The following is a 19664-nucleotide window of genomic DNA, read 5'->3' as shown; positions in this document are numbered from 1 at the left end:
TCACAATGCAACAGAGCGCCTGACCCCGGACCCGCGTCGTTTGCTCGCAGAGGACACAGCGGACCTGGGGAGGACTGCAATGGGTAATGGGGAACTGGTCAAGGAGTTTCGGACCCGGCTGACCGAGCTGCTCGGAGAGCCGCTGATGGTCGAGGATCCGCTGGTCACCACCGCGCAAGCCGCGCTCCTGCTGGAGGTTCCCCCGCAGCGAGTCGCCGGGCTGATCCGGGCCGGGCATCTGCCGGCCCGATCCCGTTCGCACCGCCGCCTGCTGCTGTCCGACGTCGTCCGGTCGGGCCTCGACCAATGGATGTCGGTCGCCGAGGCCGGCGCGGTGCTCGGCCTCGGCCAGACCGGCGTACGGCGGTTGATCACGGCCGGACTGCTGACGGCGCACGGCAAGGAGCTGCCACTGCGACGCGACGACGTGGACGTCCTCGCACGCCTGCGCCAGGGGTGGTTGACGTTGTCGTCCGCCGCGACCGCGCTCGGAACGGATGTCGACGAGGTCCAGCGGATGCTCCGGACCGGTCACCTCACGCACACCTGCGACGTGGCCCGGCCGGTGTACCGGCACGAAGTCGCTGCCGTGCTGGCCAGGCGCCTGCCGGCCGCGATGGAGGCGTGAGACGACCGTTCGGTCTCGTAGTGGCGGGCTGGGTGGTCTGCCGCGTCAGCTGCCGTTGATCAGGTGCATGGCGAGGTCCGGGCTGAAGGTGCCGGCCGGAATTCCGGCACCGATTCCGCAGTCGCCGTCGGAGTCGCCGGGCACCTTGATCCACAGCAACATCTCCGCGCCGCCACCGGTCTGGGCCGTGACGCCGAGCTTGCGGCCGGGCGGGTTGCACCAGTCGTTACCCGTACCGTTGCCGTTCCGGCTGGTGTCGACGACGAACGGCTTCGCAGCGGACAGGTGGCTGTTGACCGCGTTGCCGTAACTCACGGTCTGCGCGGTGGTGTAGTAGTTCGAGACGTTGAGCGCGAAACCGTGCGCGTTCGCCAGGCCGGCGCCGTTGAGCCGCTGTGCCATCACGTCGGCGGCGACCCAGCCTGCGTTGCCGCCGTCGAGGTACGCCCACGCGTTCGGCGCCAGGTCCTTGAACTGCTGTACGGCGTAGGTCAGCATGCCGTTGCGCTCGGCGATCTGGTCCGCGTTCATGCAGTTGAAGTCGCCGAGCGAGTCGGGCTCGATCACGACCACGGCCGGGCGGTTGCCGACGGCAACGGCGAAGTCGTGGATCCAGGTCCGGTACGCGGCGGGGGTGCCGGCGCCGCCGCCGGAGTGGCCGCCGCAGGCGTCCCGGCCGGGGATGTTGTACGCGACCAGTACGGGCAGTTTGTCCGCGGCGTCGGCGGCTCCGACGAAGCTTCCGACCGCGGTGCCGATCGGGTTGCTCCAGTTGCCGAACCAGCGCGCCATCGGCTTCGTCGCGATCGAGTTCTGGATCGCGGTCCGGCGGCCGTCGTTGGGATTGTTGTTGACCCAGGCGGCCGGGTTCGAGTTCGGGTCGACGTAGAAGCCGCTGGTCAGCTGGACCGGGTTGCCGGTGGTGGCGGCGCCGGCGCCCTGGTGTGCGGGCAGGGCGACGCCGAGCGTCAGGCCGGCCGCGACCAGGCCTCTGAGGATCCATCGCATGTGCTGCTCCTGTCTCGAGTTTGGGGGCGGACACTCCGGGAGCGCTTCCAGTTACTGCCGCACCGATCGTGTCGGATCAGCCACCCAGTCGTCAACCATCTGTGCCCCAGCGATTCAAAACTGCACAACGCCTCAGCTCCCGCTCCCGAGAGCGCTCCCAAAGAAGACCCGCCATTACCTGGTAATTTGAGGATCAGATAATACGAAACTCAAATGATCAAGACAGGGAGAGCAGCATGAAGATCGTGGTGACCGGATGGCCCGGTACGAGCGTGGCGCCGGGCAGCCCGCGGAGGTCACCGACGAGGTGGAACGCGTCCTCGGGCGGCCGGCGCGCACCCTCGCGGACTGGGTCGCGGACCATGCTGCGGCGTTCCGCGACTGATGGGCTCAGTTCGCGGCGAGCTTCTCCGTGGACACGTGCCCGGCCTCGGCGCAGCGGTTCAGGAAACCGGCGATCAGGTCGAGCTCGTCCTCGGAGTAGCCGGCGCAGATCTTGTCGACCGCGCCGTTCATCCCGCGGTACGCCTGGTAGACCGCCGCCGCGCGCTCCTTGACGACGCTGACGGTCACCCGCCGGCGGTCGGCCTGGTCGCGGTCACGGACGATCCAGCCGCCGCGCTCGAGCCGGTCGAGAATCCCGGTCATCGTGGCCGGATGGATGCCGGCCCGCCGGGCCAGGGCGCTCGGTGTGAGCGCCCCGTCCCTGGCGAGCACGTCCAGGCAGTCCAGCTCGGCGTCCTTGAGGGACAGCTGGGACCCGACCTGATGATTCAGCAGGGCGAGCTGGACCCGCAGGTCCCGCAACGCGGTCCTGATCGCGGCGGTGCGCGACGGCGCCTTCGGCATACTTCCGCTCTCGTATCATCCGGGTTTCAGATCATCTCGAACGGCAGCCTAACTCACCGGACGCGCGCGGCCGAGCGGCGCGGGCGTGAGCACCGGGTGCGCGCGCAGGTAGGCGATGAAGCCCTCGTGGTCGCGGTCGTTGCGGACCGGATCGGTGAACCCGGCGAAGACCGTCGTACCGTCGCCGCCGATCAACGTGTAGGCCAGCGCGGCGACGCGGTAGTCCCGGTTCAGGTCGAGCGGCTTCCCGTTGATCTGTACGGTCGCGGGGTCGACGCGCTGACCGATCGGTTTCGTCGTGTCGTAGGTGTAGCTGACGTTCTGCGACACCGCGAACGGAGCGAACTTCTCGGTGCCGTTGGCCTGCGGCACCCACTGCGCCTCGAAGGCGGCGTGCAGTTGGGTACCCGGCAAGGTGACCGTCAGGATCGGGTTGCCGTACCCGAAGGCGCCCCACGCCTCGCCGAACAACACGGTGCCGTCCACGTCCGACGGATTGGTGCCCTTGGCAAACAAAAGGTCACCGGTCACGGCGTTCGACCCTGAGACCGGCTTGACCGAGATCAGGGCCAGGTCGGCGCGCCCGTCGCGGTGCTGGTTCGCGTCCCAGTAGGCGAAGTCCGCGGCCAGGTTGCCCATCGTGCTCTCGCCGGACGCGTTCAGCGTACGGGTGAAGTCGGCGGTGACTCGCGCGAGCGGTGTGGCGTAACGCTTCTTGCCCTGTGCGGTCCAGTAGTCGGCGATGTACTGGAGCTCTTCGTCGAGCGGTACGTCGCGGCTGTTGGCGTGATTGGTCGACCGGGTGAGCTCGCGGATGACCTCGCCGGTCCGCGGGTCCAGCTTGAGGTTGATCTCGTTGATCAGCGACCCGTGGTTGCCGGCTTCGACGACCGGCCGCGGTACGCCGTTCGGGTCCGGAACCATCATGTTGAACCGGCAGTGCCAGTGCCCGGTCACGATCGCGGCGATGTCCGGCGAGGCGTTCGCGGCCAGCTGGAACACCGGCCCCGACGGGTTCGTCCCCGCGTTGTAGTCGTTCCCGGCGACGCCGCCGTCGTGGATGTTGATGACGATCGCGTTGACGCCGCGCTTCTTGAGCTGCGCGGCCAGCTTGTTCGCCTGCTCCAGGTCGGACAGCGACCGCAGCCCGGGCTGGTACGACGTGGATCCCACCTCCGAACCCACCAAGGTCAGGTGGATGAACGCGATCGGCAGCTTCCGCCCGCGGCCGGCGTCGACCCATTCGATGTTGTACGGCGGAACGATTGGCCGGCCGGTGTCCGCATGCACGATGTTCGCGGTGTAGAAGCGGAAGTTCGCGCCCTGGAAGCGCTGTCCGGTCGAGTCGATGAAGTTGTCGTCACGCCCGCTGACCGGGTAGGGCTTGCCCTTCTCCATGTGGTCGACGATGAACTCCACCGAGTGGTCGAGCTCGTGGTTTCCGACGGTGCTGAACTGCAGGCCGAGCGCGTTCAGCGCCTCGATGGTTGGCTCGTTGGCGTGCGCGTCGACCTCGAACGGCCAGCCGTTGAAGTTGTCGCCGGACGAGAAGAAGATCGAGTTCCGCTGCCCCTCGCGCAGCCGCTTCAGGTGGGTGGCCAGGTATCCGGCCCCGCCGACGGTCACCTGGACGCCGCCGGCGCCGGTGATCACGCTGCCCTGACTGGGCGTCGTCGGCTGCAGGTAGCCGTGGAAGTCGGTGATGTTCAGCAGCTGTACGTCGACGTACTCCGAGGCGTCGTCGAGCGCGTGCGGCGTGGCGTACGCGACGTCACCGACCGCGGTCGCGGTGGCGATCGCGCCGGTGGTGGTGAGGAACGTCCGGCGGCGGATCCGACTGTTCACGGCAACCTGCTTCCTGGCGGAGGGGGTGCGCGTTAGTGCGCATTATTGCCTGTTTCCGACATTATTAGCTGCCGGACCGGACATGCGTCAACGGCCCGGTGAACAATCGGCCAACCTGAGGTCAGAGGCTGCGGGTGGTGAGTTGGGGGAGGGGACCGCGGCTCGGGGCGAGGAGACGCGTGTTGACGGCGTCCTGGGCGAGGCTGGCCGCACCGAGGGCCACACACAGGCCACCGAGGGCGGACGCGCGGACCTCCGGGACCCGTGGGCAGAGGCGGGTCAGCTCGGCGGTCAGCGGCTCCAGCAGTACGTCGGCCGCTTGTGAGAACGCCCCGCCGAGCACGAGCAGCCGCGGGTCGACGATCGCGATCGCGGTCGCGGCGGCCACTGCCATCGCGTGGGCGTACTTCCGGACGGCCGCGCGGGCAGGCCGATCTCCGTCGCGGGCGGCGGCGAACGCACGCTCGGCCTTGTCCACGGTGGGAATCTCCGCCGGTACGACGGCGTGCAGGTACTCGAGTGCGGCCTCCCAGGCGACGCCGCGCAGCGCCGACATGTCAGCCGCAGCGCCGTACGCGCCCCGCCGCAACCGCCCGTCCAGCACCAACGCCAGTCCGGTACGCAACCCCGCATGAAGAAACACCATGTCCGCTGGAGGATCCGCGCCCCCACGGCGTTGTTCGGCCAGGGCTGCGAGTTGGCTGTCGTTGTCTGCGACAACGAGTTGCGCCGTGAAATGCCCGGCCAGATCGGTGCCGCCCCAGTCCGGGATCGCGTTGGCCCGTACGACGGTGCCCGCGGCATCGACCAGCCCGGTGGTACCCGCACCGACCGCCCATACCCGCGAGACCGGCACCCCGGCGTCACGCGCGCAGTCGGCAATCACCTGGTCCGCCGTAGCGAGCCGCTTCTTCCGTGGCGTCTCCGGCGTCACCGGGTGTCGCGCGTTCGCGAGCATCCGCCCGTCGAGGTCGGTAAGTACGCCACGGACCGAGAACGCGCCGATGTCCAGCCCGACGATGTGTCCGGCCTCGGCGCGAAACCGGTAGCTGCGCGCCGGCCGCCCGCGCCCGCGGATGGCCGGACTCTCCTCGACCAGCCAGCGCCGCTCCACCAGGCTGGCCAGCACTTCCTCGACGGCCGTCCGCCCGAGTCCGCTCTGCTCCACGATCTGCGCAACCCGCAACTCCCCGGCGGATCGCACGGAAGCGAGCACGGCACGCTCGTTGAGCTGCCGCATCCGCGAGTGATCGCCACCGTCCGCCACCGAGGACCCCATGATCGCCCCAGCCTAGACCGACCTGGCGGGAGTTCAGTGGTAGGCGATGGTGGTGACGAGAGCAGCTGCGCAGGTTGTGAAGTACAGGGTCCACGGGGCGAGGTTGTGGTCGTGGACTCGGAGGTGGGCGGTCAGGGCGGCGAGGAAGTACAGGACGAGGCCTGCGGCGGCGAGGACTCCTAGTGGCGGTACGGCGAGGCCGGCCAGGAGACCGATCGAACCGGCGCCGAGGAGGAGGCCGAAAGGGAGGATCTACTTGTGGTCGACGCGGATCTTGTCGGCCTGGGCCTTGGGGTAGTCGTGGCGGAGGACGTTCGCGACCGCGGCGCTGCCGGTGAGTGCGGCGGCCAGGAGGGTGGTGGCGAGGTAGGCGACGTACACGAGGTCTCCGATCCGTGGGGCGTTGGGCGCCTCACGGACGAGACAGCTAGTACCTCGTCAAGGAACGTTTGGGTCATAACGCTCATGGGCGAGGCACGCCGCCGTGACCGCTGACTCTCATCGACGAACTCGCCACCACTCCGGCGAGACGTCTTCACCCCACCGACGCAGACCCTCCCCAAACCGGTTTGGGGAGGGTCTGCGCACAGACCGGGGAGTCCGACCTCCCGATTCGGGCAGGTAATACTCCCCAAACCAGTTTGGGGAGGAGGCTGCGCACAGACCGGGGAGTCTTACCTCCCGGTTTGGGGAGGCAGGACTCCCCAAACCGGTTTGGGGAGGGGGCACGAGCACGGCGCGCCGTCGCGCGGGCGTAGGAGGCGGACCGGGCGAGCTGACGGATTTGCGACCCGAACGATTCTTGACGGGGCACTAGCCGAGATGTGGAGGCCGGTCAGTTTTGCCGGATTGCTGACCATCTGGAGGGTTTGTACGGCGCTCGCTGGGTGTCCGGCCGTTCGGTGCGCGGTTGCCGATCGTGCTCCCGACGAACGCGGCACCCCGTTACCGGGCACCCCCGAGTCCTGACGTAGCGGGCACGAACTTCACGGCGCTGGTGCGGAGCCAGCCGGTGCCCGCCGCGTTGGTGAGGGTGATGTGGGCTGTGGTGCCGGCGGTGAAGGGGTAGCGACCGAGGAGGATCCAGCGGGCGCCGCCGGTTGTCTGGTCGAGGGTGGTCGCGTCGGATCCGCTCGCGTGGGTGACGGTGTAGCGAGCGGCGGTGGTGCTGTTCAGGTGGTTCGGGACCCAGGCGTAGACGTCGTACTCGCCGGAGGTTTCGAGAGTTGGGCGCCAGTCGGCGGTCGCCGTGGCGATGTTGCTGGTCCGGGTCGACGTGCCCTGCCAGCCGGCGACGCTCGACCCGGACCAGGTTCCTGTCTCGGTGTAGCCAGGGTCGGTGATTCCGACGACAGCCATCGGCTTCGGTGTCACCGGCACGGTCGCCGGCTTCGACTCGTTGCCGCTCTGATCCACCACGGTGACCGCGAGGGTATGGGTGACGTCGTTCGTGAGGTCCGGCACCGGGAAGCCGAGTGCGCGCGACTGTGCGTCCGCCGGGTTGCCGGTCGGTACGTCGGTGATCCGCCGCCCGTCGACGTACACGTTGTATCCGTGCAGATCTACCTCGGTGCTCTGCGGCCAGTACAGCACCGCGCCACCGTTGGTCGCCTCAGCCGACACTTGTGCCGGTGTTGCCGGAGGCACCTTGTCCACCGGGACACGAACCACGAAGGGCGTCGACGGCGCGGACTCCTTGCCGGTCCGATCGACCGAGGTCATGGTCACTCGATGCGTCTGTCCCGCAAGCAGCTCGTACATCCGGAACGAGCCACCGCGGACCGGCTGCCAGGTGACCCGATTCCCGTCGAGGTACACGTGGTACCCGATCGCGCCGGTCGGCAGCCATCGCACCTGGAGGACCTGGTCGCCGTTCGACGGGTTCGGCTGCACGAACGCAGTCACCGCATTCGGTGCTGACGGCAACTGATTGCGAGCAGGCGCCGCCAGGAACTTGACGGCGTCGGCGCGCACGACCCCACCCGACGCGCTGACCGTGACCGAACCCTTGCTACCGGCCTCGAATGCGAAGTTCCCCAGCTTGACCCAGCGATCAACCCCGAGGCTCAGATCCGGCGCGACCGTGCTGACCCCGCCGGCATGCGTGACGGTGTACGTCGGCGGCGTGGCCTCATCTGCGCCCACGCGAACGAACCGCACCACGTTGGTTCGCAGATAACCACGCCCCGCGGCGTTGGCGATCGTGACCCGTCCCGCCGTCCCCGCAGCGAAATCGTAGGTGCCCAACGACACCCACTGCTTGCCACCCGTCGTCTGATCGACCTCGACCGAACTCTGACCACCCGGATGATCGACCGTGTAGCGCGCCGCGGTGGTGCTGATCGCATCGTTCGGCACCCAGGCGGACACCTCGTACCGCCCGGCGATCGGCAGCTCCGGCCGCCACTCCGCCGTGGCCTTCGTGTCGTTCGTCGTCCTGGTCGCCGTACCGTCCCAACCGGTCAGACTCGAGGCGGCCCACGCACCGGACTCTGTGTAGCCAGGATCCGTGACTCCGATGCGAGTCTCGCTGTCCTGCCGGCCGTCCGGGATCCAGGCATAGACGTCGTACGTCGTACTGCGCGGCAACGTCGGCGCCCAGCGCGCCGTCGCGGCCGGGTCGCCCGACCACCGGGTGTCCTGCCCGCGCCACCCGGTCACGGAACTCGAGGACTGCCACGGTCCTTGTTCGCTGTACCCGGTCTGATCGTTGTCCACGACAACTGCCGGGACGAACTTCACCGCGTCGGCGCGCAGCGTGCCGCTGCCTGCCGGATCCGATGTGACGCGTACTCCTTGACCGCGGCCAGGCGTCATCCGGTAAGCCCCAAGGCTGACCCACTGCTGACCGGCGCTGTCCTGGTTCACGACCGCCGCGGTCTGGCCGCCGTCATGACTCACGGTGTAGCGCGCGGCCTTCTGGCCGGTGTGCAGGAAGCTCGGGTTCCAGACGAACACCTCGTACGACTGCTTGGCCGGCAGCTGTGGTCGCCAGGCGGCCGATGCCGTCGGGTCGTCGGTGCGCCGTACGTCCTTGTCCTGAAAGCCGAACGTCTGGTGGTGCCCGTCGGTGACGTCATCGGTCCACCGACCGGATTCGGCGTACCCGGAGTCGCCGTTGTCGACGACGACCGTGCCGGCGGACACGTCGGCGTCCGGCTGGACCGGAGCGTAGTACCGGAAGTAGTCCCAGGCCGTTTCGCCGGGCAGATTGGTCTCGTCGACCGGTGCGGTGAATCCGAGGGTCGTGAGCCAGATGTTCTGCAGGCCGTGCGGTCCGGGCTTCGGCAGGACGCGCGTCAGCTGGCCGTCGATGAAGTAGCGCACCTGGGTCGGCGTCCATTCGAAGCCGTAGACGTGGTAGCCGTCGGAGGAATCCGGACCGCGGTACACCCCGCCCGGATTGCCGACGTGCTGCGGCACGAACCAGTGCGAGACCTGGCTGAAGACATCGGGCGCGTGCGAGTCGACCTCGAAGCCGTCGATCTCGTTCACCCGGTTGTTCGGGCCCTTGTACTGCGGGGTGTCCGGCACGTAGTCGGACAGCCCGGTCGTCCAGAACGCCGAGTGGAACCCCTGGTCGCCCCACAGTTTCGCGCGGGTCTCGTAGTACCCGTAGCCGAAGGTCTTCTGGCTGATCACGCCACCGCAGGTGTACGGCATCCCGTTACGGTCCTCGCGTTTCAACGCGATGCGCAGCGAACCGTCGGCGACCGAGACGTTGCCCGGGTTGTTCGAGCAGATCGCCTTCTCGCCCTCGCGGTAGAACCACGAACCGGTGTCGAGCCGCGCACCGTCGAACTCGTCGGACCAGGCGAGCTGGTACCCCGGAACCGGCAGAACAGGCGTGGCCTCCACCGAAGAAGCAGGCACCGACGAAGCAGGCGGTGTGTTCACCAGTCCCGCGGCGAGCAGCACAGCGACGATTCCGGCGTGGACAGATTTGCGGACCTTCACGACCGCGACCTCCTAGTTTGAGCGGACGAGCTTGACGGAGTCGGCGCGGATACAGCCCGCCCCGTCGCGATCGATCCGCACGATGTACGACGTACCGCCGGTCAGAGCGTGGTTGCCGAGCAGGACCCAGCCACTGGGCTGCGTCAGATCGACCTCGGACCGGATCAGCGCGGTACCGCCGTCCCAGACCGTGACGGGTGCGTCGACCTGTCCGCCGGCGCCACCGGCTCGGTAGAAGTAGACGTCGTACGTTCCCGTGGCCGGGGGAGCGATCGTCCACCGCGCGGCGGTCCCGCTGTCGCAGGAGTAGCGCCCGGTCAGTCCGGCGAAGGCCCGAACTCCGGTCGCCCCCCAGCCGGTGCCGGTCTCGGTGTAACTCCCGCCGGGGGTGTCGTTGTCGGCGTACGCGTCGCGCTGGTAGTAGCGGAAGTAGTCGAACTGCACCTTCCCGGGCAGCGCGCTTTCGTCCACCGGATTCTCGATCGGCTTGTAGGCGATCGACGTCAGCCACACGTTGAGGTAGTTGTGCACGTAGCTGTCGGCCGGGTACGCCGCCGATACGTCGCCTTCTTCGACCAGGGTGCCGTCGACGTAGAACCGGACCGAGTCTTCCAGCCACTCGAACCCGTACGTGTGAAAGGCAGCCGAAGTGTCGAAGGTGAGGTCGTAGACGTTGCTGGTGGGCGTGTATCCCTGCCCCCAGGCGAACACGTTGTGCCGGATCTTCGCCGGTAGGTTCGAGTCGACCTCGAAGCCGTCGATCTCGGTCTGCGGGCTGGCGCCACCGCTCTGTGCCGCCCAGAACGAGGAATGCCAGCCGCTGCCGACGTTCATCTTCGCCCGCGTCTCGTAGTAGCCGTAGCGCAGCCTGCGTTTGCTGATCAGACCGCCGCCTGTGTACGTGTTGCCCGAGGCCACTGTGTTCTGGCAGTTCTCGCCCGCGCGGTTCTTCGGGCACAGGTAGATCGTCATCAGTCCACTGCCGACCTTGACGTTGTCGGCGAGCTGCTGACTGCCCTTCAAGTCCGTCCGGAAGTTCCACTCCGCGGTGTCCGGGGCAGTGCCGTCGAACTCGTCGGCCCACGAGAGCGCGTAGCCGGCCGCGGGCGCGGCATCCACTGCATCCACGGCTTCAACAGGCTTCGCCGCCACGAGCATCGACGTAACCACCAACAGCCCGACACCAGCCCCAGCAAGTCGCATCTCGCACCTCCGGTCCGGAACCTTGCAGGACCGTAACATTCCAGATCCACTATGTGAATATCCAATCCCACGCGAGCGAAAGATTGCCTGAAACTGCCTAGCCCGAGCACTTGACGTGCAGTTCCGCGCACTGGCTAACTGGCTTCACCCGCCCTGCCCGAGGAGACTCATGCGCCTGCTCCGGTCTGCTGTCAGCGTGTTCGCCCTGGTTGCCCCGCTCGCACTCCTGCCTCAGTACGCCGGGGCGACCGGTGCCGCGGTTGCTGCGGTCTCACCCGAGCCACAGCAACTCGTGCAACGTGCCGACGGCTTCCCGCTCACCCCGGTCGTCGGGCTGGTACGCACCTCGCGCACCGATGCGGATGCCGAGCGCGTCGTACGCCAGGCTTTGAACCGCGCCGGCGTGACGAGCATCCGGACCACGAACGGCAGCGACCCCGGTACGCCGACGACCATCTGGCTGGGCCGTGACGCGTCGGTGCTCGGTGCCTTGCACGTTCCGGACAGCACCGGCTTGCCCGTCGAGGGGTACGTTCTCGCCGCCGGTCGCGACCGGCACGATCGCGGTCACGTGGTCCTGGACGGCGTCGACTCCGACGGCACGTACTACGCGGCGCAGTCGCTCGCCCAGCTGATCCAGGCCCGCCCTGGCCGCGATTGGATGCCCGGCGTCGCGATCCGGGACTGGCCGACGATGCGCTACCGCGGTGCGATCGAGGGCTTCTACGGCACGCCCTGGTCGCACGCGGACCGCCTCGACGAGCTCAGCTACCTCGGCGACCATCGCATGAACACGTACGAGTACGCGCCGAAGGACGACCCGTACCACCGGGAGCAGTGGCGCGACCCGTACCCGGCCGACAAGCTCGCCCAACTCGCCGAGCTCGTCACCCGCGCGCGCCAGAACAAGGTCGACTTCACCTTCGCGCTCTCGCCGGGCCTGTCGATCTGCTACACCTCGGACGCCGACTTCCAGGCCCTGATCGCGAAGTTCCAGGCGCTGTACGACGTGGGCGCCCGATCCTTCAACGTGCCGCTCGACGACATCGACTACAACTCCTGGCACTGCGACGCGGACAAGGCGAAGTACGGCACCGGCGGGGGCGCCGCCGGCCGGGCGCAGAGCGATCTGCTCAACCGGGTGCAGCGCGAATGGGTGGAGACGAAGGCGGATGTCGCGCCGCTGCAGATGGTGCCGACGGAGTACTACAACGTCAGCGAAACGCCGTACAAGAAGGCTTTGCGGGAGCAGCTCGACACCGACGTGGTCGTGCACTGGACCGGCATCGGGGTGGTGCCGCGGACGATCACGGCGGCGCAGGCGGCCCAGGCGAAGGCCGTGTTCGGCCACGACATCCTGATCTGGGACAACTACCCGGTCAACGACTACGCCGCCGGCCGGCTGCTGCTCGCGCCGTACAGCGGCCGTGAGCCCGCGATCGCCGATCACGTCGCCGGCGTCATCTCGAACCCGATGAACCAGGCGGCGGTCAGCAAGATCGCGCTGTACTCGTTCGCCGAACTCGGCTGGAACCCGGCGAAGTACGACGAGCAGGCGTCCTGGCGTCGCGCGCTGGCCGAGCGGGCGGGCGGCAATGCGGCTACGACCGCGGCTCTGCAGGTGTTCGCGGATCTGAACACGTACGACGGCACGCTGCATCCGGAGAGTGCTCCGGTGTTCGGTGCCGCGGTCGAGCAGTTCTGGCAGCTGTGGCGATCCGGGCAGCGTGCCCAGGCGATCGCCGGCCTGCGCCCGCGGGTCAACGCCATCACCGCTGCACCGGGGACGATCCGGTCGGGAGTTGTCGATCCCGCCTTCGCCGACGAGGCGGAATCGTGGCTCAAGGCAACAGAGTTGTGGGGACAGGCGATGGGGCGCGCCCTCGATCTGCTCGCGGCTCTGGATGCCGGCGACGGAGCAGCGGCCTGGACCGCTCGGCAGCAGATGAGCGGTCTCGTGACCGAGGCCAAGGCGATCCGGGACGGCCGCCTGCCGCACAGCGGCACCTATCCGCGGATCGGCGAACGGGTGGTCGACGAACTGATCGCCGAGACCGGCCGCGTCCACGACCGCTGGCTCGGCGTACAGCCGGGTCGCACCGCGACGACGAACCTGGGGACCTACCAGGACAACGTGCCGGCGCGGATGGTCGACGGCGACCCGAACACGTTCTTCTGGAGCAACGGCACCCCCGATCAGGGCTCCGAAGTCCGCGTCGATCTCGGTGAACCGGCGACCATCGGCGCGATCGAACTGCTGATGGGCAAGACGTCCAGCCCGAACGACTACATCCAGTCGGGCGCGTTGGAGTACTCGCTCGACGGCACGCGGTGGACCGAGCTGACGCGCGCGACCACGGCCGAAGTGCGGACCACGGCACCGGCCGGCACGACCGCGCGCTACGTGCGGTACCGGTCGTTGTCCGCGACCGACTTCTGGGTGGTGGTGCGAGAGTTCTCGGTCGAGACGATCGGCGGGCGGAAGACGACGCTGACAGCCGGTGGTACGCCGGCGCCCGCGCCGGGATCGTCGTACCAGCGTGCGGTGGACGGAAACCTGGACACTGCCTACGTGCCGGTCGCGGCGCCCGGTCCCGGCGATGCGTTGACCGTCGGCCTGTCGGCGCCGAGGGAACTGGCGGGTCTCACGATTCTCCAGCAGTCGGCGAACGTGGGGTCGGCGGACGTGGAGGTCCAGGTCGGGGGAGCCTGGCAGCGGATCGGAACGGTGTCATCGGCGTACGCCGAGGTGCCGGCGAACGATCTTCGCGCCGAGGCCGTGCGGCTGGTGTGGAAGAGCGGAACTCCGGCTGTGGCTGAGATCGTGCCGCTGTGGAGTGACACGCCGCTCGCCGGGCTGCACGTCGACGCGGACCGGGCCGACGTGGTCCGCGGTGCAGCGTCGAGCTTCGTGATCGACATCTCCGCTGAACGCGGTGCGGACGTGACCGGTACCTTGCGCGTCGCCCCGCCGGCAGGATGGACCGCGGATCCGGCCAGTACGCCGGTCACCGTCAAACGCGGATTCACCCAGTCTGTCACCGTGAAGCTGACTCCTCCCGCCGACGCGGCCCTTGCAGACGTGGACATTCCGGTGACGTTCACCTCCGGCACGACCAGTTTCGACGCCGTCCTGCGGGTCGCCGTACGGCCTCGCACCGGTGCCGCCAACGTCGCGCTGGATCACCCGGCCGTTGCCTCGAGCATCGAACCCGGTACGTCGTTCACCGCCGGCCTCGCAGTCGACGGAGACACGGCCACGCGCTGGGCGTCCGGGTACGACGACGCCTCCTGGCTCCAGGTCGATCTCGGTACGACGACGCGCCTCGGCAAGGTCGTGCTGCGCTGGGAGGCGGCGTACGGCTCGGCGTACCAGGTGCAGGTCTCGGATGACGGGAGTACCTGGACGACCGCGGCCGAGGTGACCGACGGCGACGGCGGGACCGACACGCTCTGGCTCGACGCCACCGGGCGCTACGTCCGCCTGCAGGGTGTGCACCGTGCCACGCAGTACGGCTACTCCCTCTACGAGCTCGAGGCTTACCCGGCAATCTGACCTCTCCTCTTGCGGCGGCGGGGTGTGGCGCGCTATCAATACCTGTGACGATTAGGAAAGTTTCCTAACAGTCGAGCGCACCCTCCCTGCCTGGGCTCCGCCCCACCCGGAAGAAGGAGAAGAGCATGCGTACGCATTCGCTGAAGATGGCGTCCGGCCCGCCCTGGCGGGTCGTTGGACGGATCGTGACAGCCCTGGCGTTGGCCGCCGTACCGGCAACCGTGTTCCTCGGTGTCGGTCATGCGGCCGAGGCGGCGGACCTGGACGATCCGGTGAAGAAGGAAATCGCCCAGCAGATCGTTTCCTCCGCGGAGAACTCGTCCCTGAACTGGCGGGACCAGTTCGGCTACATCGAGGACATCGACGACGGTCGCGGTTACACGGCCGGCATCATCGGCTTCTGCTCGGGGACGCACGACATGCTCGAACTGGTCGAGTACTACACCGATCAGGTGCCGGACAACCCGCTCGCCGAGTACCTTCCGGCGCTCCGGGAGGTCGACGGCAGTGACTCGCACGAGGGTCTCGACCCCGGCTTCACCGACGCCTGGAAGCAGGCGGCCACGACGACGGAGTTCCAGGCAGCGCAGGAACACGAACGCGACCGTGTCTACTTCAACCCGGCCGTCACGCTGGCCAAGCAGGACGGCCTGCGGACGCTGGGACAGTTCGCCTACTACGACGCCATCGTCATGCACGGCGAGGGAGGCCTCGACAGCATCCGCGCCGACGCGAAGGACCACGCCGACACCCCGGCCGACGGCGGCGACGAGACGGAGTACCTGAACGCCTTCCTCGATGCACGCGTCGTCGAGATGAAGAAGGAGGAGGCGCACGAGGACACCAGCCGGGTCGACACCGCACAACGCGTCTTCCTCGACAACGGGAACCTTGACCTGAACACGCCGCTGGCCTGGGCGGTGTACGGCGAGCCGTTCCGCATCGACACCGATCCCGACCCCGGTACCGATCCGGGCCCGGACCCGGCCGGTGTGCTGATCTCGCAGCACCGGCCGACGACCTCCTCCTCGACGGAGGACTCGACGCTGACCGCCGACCGCGCTGTCGACGGCAACACGTCCACCCGCTGGGCGAGCGCCGAAGGGTCCGATCCGCAGTGGATCCGGGTCGATCTCGGAGCGGGAGTAACCGTTTCGAAGGTCAAGCTGACCTGGGAGGCGGCGTACGCGAAGGCCTACCGGGTCGAGATCTCCGCCGACGGCTCCACCTGGACGAACCTCACCACCGAGACGGCAGGCAACGGCGGCACCGACGAATGGTCGAACCTGAACGGCCAGGGCCGGTACCTGCGCATCTACGGCACCGCACGCGGCACGACCTACGGCTACTCCCTCTACGAACTAGAAGCCTTCGGCAAGACCAACTAGCCACATCGAACTGCGCGGTGGCGGGTTGTTTTACGCCTGGCGTGCTACAACCCGCCACTTGCGCAACAACCTGCCAGCCGCGCGAACAGCACGAGGCCTTGGAACATGAGAAGTCTGTAATGTTCGGCTCATGCGGTTCTTCGGGAGGGATCGCAGGCTTTGAGGATGCGATCTCCACGCGTGATCTACGGGGTCGTCGCCGGCGTGCTGGTGGTGGCCGGGTTCGTGCTGCCCCGGTACCTGGCCGGCCGGTCCGCGCCGGAACTCGGCGACACAGTCGTCGTACCGGCCTCTACCGTTACGCCGACCCCGGTTCCCTCGACGTCGCCGACCACGGGCAAGGGAGCCTCACCGGTTTCGCCCGCGCCGGCCCGGACGGCCGGGGTGGACGACGACGATGACGGTGTGGACGACCCGGACGACGATGGCTGACCGCCACCCGGTGGTCAGCGCCCGGGTGCGGATCATCGGCTGGATGTTCGGCGTTCTCACGCTCGCCCTGGGCGCCCTGGTCTTCCTCACCTGGCAGGTGCTCGCGGCCCGCGCCGACGACTCCGCGGACGACGAACTCACCCATGAGGCGAACAAGTTCCGCGCCTTCGCGGCGTCGCCCGCCGCCGCGTCCTTCCAGCGTCCGGAGGACCTGCTGGACCGCTGGCTACAGAGCAATCTGCCCGACGACTCCGAGGCCCTCTTCACCATCGTCAACGGCAACCCGTACCACCGCAGCCAGGGCAGTCCGCCCGCGCGTCTCGACACCGACGCGGCCTTCGTGCGGCGTCTTGCCGGCGCCAAGGAACCGGCGTACGGCTGGATCGACAGCAGCGCGGGCCGCGTCCGGTACGGCGTACTTCCGGTGCGGATCGGGGCGCAGCCGGTCAAGGCGCAGCTCGTCGTGCTCGAGTTCCGGGACCTGATCGCGCAGCCGTCGATGGAGGCGGCCAGCGCGCTGGTGATCATCGCCGCGATCACGCTCGTGCTGGCCGCCGGCGCGAGTTGGCTGGTCACCGGTCGGGTGCTCGCGCCGATCCGGCAGCTGCGGACGACGGCCGAGCGGATCAGCGAGACCGACCTGCGGCGCCGGATCGATGTCGTGGGCAACGACGACGTCGCGCACCTGGCGCGGACGTTCAACACGATGTTGGACCGGCTCGAGGACGCGTTCGTCGCGCAGCGCGAGTTCGTCGACAACGCCGGGCACGAGCTGCGGACGCCGATCACCGTGATTCGCGGGCACCTGGAGCTGATGGGTGACGACCCGCGGGACCGCGCCGAGACGAAGGCGTTGGTGCTGGACGAGCTGGCCCGGATGAACCGGATGGTCGACGACCTGCTGGTCCTGGCGAAGAGCGACCGGCCCGGATTCCTCGAGCTCGGCGAGATCAACCTGACCGAGCTCGTCGTCGAGGTGGTGGCCAAGGCGCGACCGCTGGCCGAGCGGGCCTGGCGAGTCGCGGCGACCGCGGACGCGACGATCGTCGCCGACGGGCAGCGGCTCACGCAGGCGTTGATGCAGCTGGTGTCCAACGCGGTCCGGCACACGAAGACTGATGACCGGATCGAGGTCGGGTCGTACCTCGACGCCGACGGGAGCGTGCTGCTGTGGGTGGCCGACTCCGGGCTGGGGGTTCCGCCGGAGGATCGGGAGCGCATCTTCGAGCGGTTCGCCCGCGGTACGGCGCAGCGCCGTACGGAAGGAGCCGGGTTGGGGTTGGCCATCGTACGATCGATCGCCCGGGCGCATGGTGGCGACGTCCGGCTCGCGGCCGGGCCGGGGGCGCGGTTCGAGCTGTCGTTGCCGGCCGGAGTGGAGGCGGAGTGAACCGGATTCTGATCGCCGAGGACGAGGAGCGGATCGCCTCGTTCGTCGAGCGCGGCCTGCGCAGCAACGGGTTCGTCACGACGGTGGTCGGCGACGGCGAGACGGCGTACCAGGAAGGTGCTACCGGCAACTACGACCTGATGGTCCTGGATATCGGGCTGCCGCGGGTGGACGGGTTCACCGTCCTGCGACGGTTGCGTGAGGCAAGGGTTGCGATGCCGGTGGTGATCCTGACCGCGCGCGACAGCGTCCGGGACACGGTCGCCGGTCTGGAGGGCGGCGCGGACGACTACATCGCCAAGCCGTTCGCGTTCGAGGAGTTGCTGGCGCGGATCCGGCTCCGGCTGCGCAGTGAAGGTACGCCGGACGCGAACATCCTGCAGGTCGGCGAGCTCAGCCTGGACCTGCGGACCCGGCGTGCGTTCGTCGACGGCGCGTCGATCGACCTGACGGCGCGGGAGTTCCTGCTCGCCGAGGTGTTCTGCCGCCATCCCGACCAGGTGCTGTCCCGCGAACAGCTGCTCTCGCAGGTCTGGGGCTTCGATTTCGACCCGGGCTCGAACGTGGTCGACGTCTACATCCGGTACCTGCGGCGCAAACTCGGTGCCGACCGGATCCAGACCGTGCGCGGGATGGGGTACCGCCTGCTTCCGTGAGAGCCCTCTAACGATCGGCTCAGCGAGCTCTCACGCACGGGCGGAAAGGTGGAAGCAACATCAGCCACCTGGAGGAAAACCATGTCCGGTCTGGGACTCGCGATACCCGCCGATCTGCTCGCCATCGGTCTGCTTGCCTACGGCACCTACTTCCGCCGCTACCACCGGCGCGACCTGCTGCTCGCGTACGTCGCGCTGAACGTCGGCGTCCTCGCGGTCACCGCGATGCTGGCCGGCAGCGGCGCCGGGACGGGACTCGGGCTCGGCCTGTTCGGGATCCTCTCGATCATCCGGCTCCGCTCGGACTCGATCACCCAGGAAGAGGTCGCGTACTACTTCATCTCGCTGGCCCTCGGCCTCGTCAACGGCCTGCACCCCGGCCCGTTCTGGCTCGCGCCCGCGTTGAGCTTCCTGCTGGTCGCCCTGATGTACGTCGTCGACCATCCACGACTCACGCTGCGGTCCCGGCGGCAGAAGGTCGTTCTCGATCAGGCGTATCCGGATGTCCGTGACGTCGGTCCGGCGCTCGAGCGGTTGTTGCGCGCCGACGTCCGGTACTTCGTCGTACTCGATCTGGATCTGGTCACGGACACGACCGTCGTGGACGTGCGTTATCGCACGCGGGTGGATGCGCCGGCCGCCGTACGTCCGTTCCAGCGGTACGCGTCATGAGGACCCGGGCCGCGTTGACGGGCGCGTTGGCCGAGTTGCCGCCGATCTCGTTGGAGGACGTGCTGGCGGAGGCGGCGTTGCAGGTTCGGGTGGATCGCAAGTACCTGGTGCCGGTCGGGGTTTTCGTCGAACTGGTGAACCGGCTGCGCGATCGGTTCGCGGTACTGGAGATCGACGGGCAGCGGACGTTTCAGTACGAGTCCGTGTACTTCGACACGCCGTCGCACGGGCTGTACCGGCAGCACCTCCAGCGCCGGCGCTACCGGTACAAGGTGCGCACGCGGACCTATCTCGACAGCGGCGAGTGCAGCTTCGAGGTGAAGCTGAAGGGCAATCGCTCCGAGACGATCAAGTCACGCTTGCCGTACGCCGCCTCGGATCGCGGACGGTTGACCGACCCCGCCCGCGATTTCCTCGCCGAGCAGCTCAGGACGGCGTACGGCGTGGGGCCCGTGGACGGACTGCAACCCGCGCTCGTCACGACGTACCGCAGGAGCACCCTCACCGACCCGACGGCGCACGAGCGCCTGACCTGCGACATCGACCTGCGCTTCTCCGACGCGACCAGGTCGATCGACGTGCTGCCCGAGGCCGTTCTCGTCGAAAGCAAGACCAACGGCCGCGCCGGAGCCGCCGACGCCGTACTGCGGGATCTCCGAGTCCGCCCGATCCAGGTCAGCAAGTACTGCGTGGCCGCTGCCCTCCTGAACCCCACGCTCCGAGCCAACCCTTGGCACCGAACTGTCCACAGCTTGGTTGTGGCCGGGAGGTCCGGGTACCGGGAGGCGTGACGGAAGGAGT

At 68.4% G+C, this 19664-nt stretch carries 17 protein-coding genes; 9 read left to right on the top strand and 8 right to left on the bottom strand.

The features are described 5' to 3' along the window. The first annotated feature begins 79 nt into the window (after positions 1-79). Positions 80-628 carry a MerR family transcriptional regulator gene (locus E0H45_RS39580; RefSeq protein ID WP_131347505.1) on the top strand — a complete coding sequence of 183 codons (549 nt, stop codon included), beginning with the start codon at positions 80-82 and terminating at the stop codon, positions 626-628. Between the two features lie 45 nt (positions 629-673). Here the strand turns inward: E0H45_RS39580 and E0H45_RS39575 are convergent, their stop codons facing one another. Then, positions 674-1636, bottom strand: coding sequence for a glycoside hydrolase family 6 protein (locus E0H45_RS39575; RefSeq protein ID WP_131347503.1), 963 nt, complete (start codon positions 1634-1636; stop codon positions 674-676). Between the two features lie 256 nt (positions 1637-1892). Between E0H45_RS39575 and E0H45_RS43750 the strand changes: the two genes are divergently transcribed. Continuing rightward, positions 1893-2021 (top strand): hypothetical protein, encoded by a 129-nt coding sequence (locus tag E0H45_RS43750; protein ID WP_272949019.1) that lies wholly within the window; start codon positions 1893-1895, stop codon positions 2019-2021. 5 nt (positions 2022-2026) lie between these two features. Here E0H45_RS43750 and E0H45_RS39565 read toward each other — a convergent pair whose 3' ends face one another. From E0H45_RS39565 to E0H45_RS39540, 7 genes are all read right to left on the bottom strand, one after another. Further along, on the bottom strand, positions 2027-2485 hold the full coding sequence (locus E0H45_RS39565) for a MarR family winged helix-turn-helix transcriptional regulator (RefSeq protein ID WP_131347501.1): 459 nt from the start codon (positions 2483-2485) through the stop codon (positions 2027-2029). A 48-nt stretch (positions 2486-2533) separates the two neighbouring features. Further along, a complete protein-coding gene (locus E0H45_RS39560) occupies positions 2534-4330 on the bottom strand; it encodes a bifunctional metallophosphatase/5'-nucleotidase (protein ID WP_238155659.1) in 1797 nt (598 codons plus the stop codon). A gap of 121 nt (positions 4331-4451) precedes the next feature. Continuing rightward, the gene (locus tag E0H45_RS39555) at positions 4452-5609 is read right to left on the bottom strand and encodes an ROK family transcriptional regulator (protein ID WP_131347499.1); all 1158 of its coding nucleotides are present in this window, start codon (positions 5607-5609) and stop codon (positions 4452-4454) included. Between the two features lie 33 nt (positions 5610-5642). Continuing rightward, positions 5643-5861 carry a DoxX family protein gene (locus E0H45_RS43950; protein WP_202872762.1) on the bottom strand — a complete coding sequence of 73 codons (219 nt, stop codon included), beginning with the start codon at positions 5859-5861 and terminating at the stop codon, positions 5643-5645. Further along, positions 5862-5990, bottom strand: a complete 129-nt coding sequence (locus E0H45_RS43745) for a hypothetical protein (protein WP_272949018.1) — start codon at positions 5988-5990, stop codon at positions 5862-5864. It lies immediately after the preceding gene. Between the two features lie 564 nt (positions 5991-6554). Next, the gene (locus E0H45_RS39545; protein WP_131347497.1) at positions 6555-9566 is read right to left on the bottom strand and encodes a glycoside hydrolase family 16 protein; all 3012 of its coding nucleotides are present in this window, start codon (positions 9564-9566) and stop codon (positions 6555-6557) included. 12 nt (positions 9567-9578) lie between these two features. After that, entirely contained in the window at positions 9579-10769 is a 1191-nt protein-coding gene (locus E0H45_RS39540) for a family 16 glycosylhydrolase (protein ID WP_165546772.1), read from the bottom strand. A gap of 169 nt (positions 10770-10938) precedes the next feature. On the opposite strand from E0H45_RS39540, the gene E0H45_RS39535 reads away from it, so the two are divergent. The 7 genes from E0H45_RS39535 (at position 10939) to E0H45_RS39505 (ending at position 19654) form a co-directional block, all read left to right on the top strand. Further along, entirely contained in the window at positions 10939-14325 is a 3387-nt protein-coding gene (locus E0H45_RS39535) for a beta-N-acetylglucosaminidase domain-containing protein (RefSeq protein ID WP_131347493.1), read from the top strand. 125 nt (positions 14326-14450) lie between these two features. Further along, the gene (locus tag E0H45_RS43740; RefSeq protein WP_131347491.1) at positions 14451-15713 is read left to right on the top strand and encodes a chitosanase; all 1263 of its coding nucleotides are present in this window, start codon (positions 14451-14453) and stop codon (positions 15711-15713) included. 165 nt (positions 15714-15878) lie between these two features. Beyond that, positions 15879-16145: a hypothetical protein gene (locus E0H45_RS39525; RefSeq protein WP_165546771.1), complete on the top strand. Its 267-nt coding sequence runs from the start codon at positions 15879-15881 to the stop codon at positions 16143-16145. Then, positions 16111-17535, top strand: a complete 1425-nt coding sequence (locus E0H45_RS39520; RefSeq protein WP_238155658.1) for a sensor histidine kinase — start codon at positions 16111-16113, stop codon at positions 17533-17535. The genes E0H45_RS39525 and E0H45_RS39520 overlap by 35 nt, the downstream gene beginning before the upstream one ends. After that, a complete protein-coding gene (locus E0H45_RS39515; protein ID WP_131347489.1) occupies positions 17532-18191 on the top strand; it encodes a response regulator transcription factor in 660 nt (219 codons plus the stop codon). The genes E0H45_RS39520 and E0H45_RS39515 overlap by 4 nt, the downstream gene beginning before the upstream one ends. Positions 18192-18272: 81 nt before the next feature. After that, complete coding sequence (locus E0H45_RS39510; RefSeq protein WP_131347487.1) at positions 18273-18863, top strand: DUF4956 domain-containing protein; 591 nt, start codon at positions 18273-18275, stop codon at positions 18861-18863. Then, positions 18860-19654, top strand: coding sequence for a polyphosphate polymerase domain-containing protein (locus tag E0H45_RS39505; protein ID WP_131347485.1), 795 nt, complete (start codon positions 18860-18862; stop codon positions 19652-19654). Before E0H45_RS39510 ends, E0H45_RS39505 begins: the two co-directional genes overlap by 4 nt. Positions 19655-19664 lie beyond the last annotated feature (10 nt).

It is taken from the genome of Kribbella soli (assembly GCF_004331345.1).
Taxonomy (GTDB): Bacteria; Actinomycetota; Actinomycetes; order Propionibacteriales; family Kribbellaceae; genus Kribbella; species Kribbella soli.
This window is presented reverse-complemented; position numbering and strand designations above follow the sequence as displayed.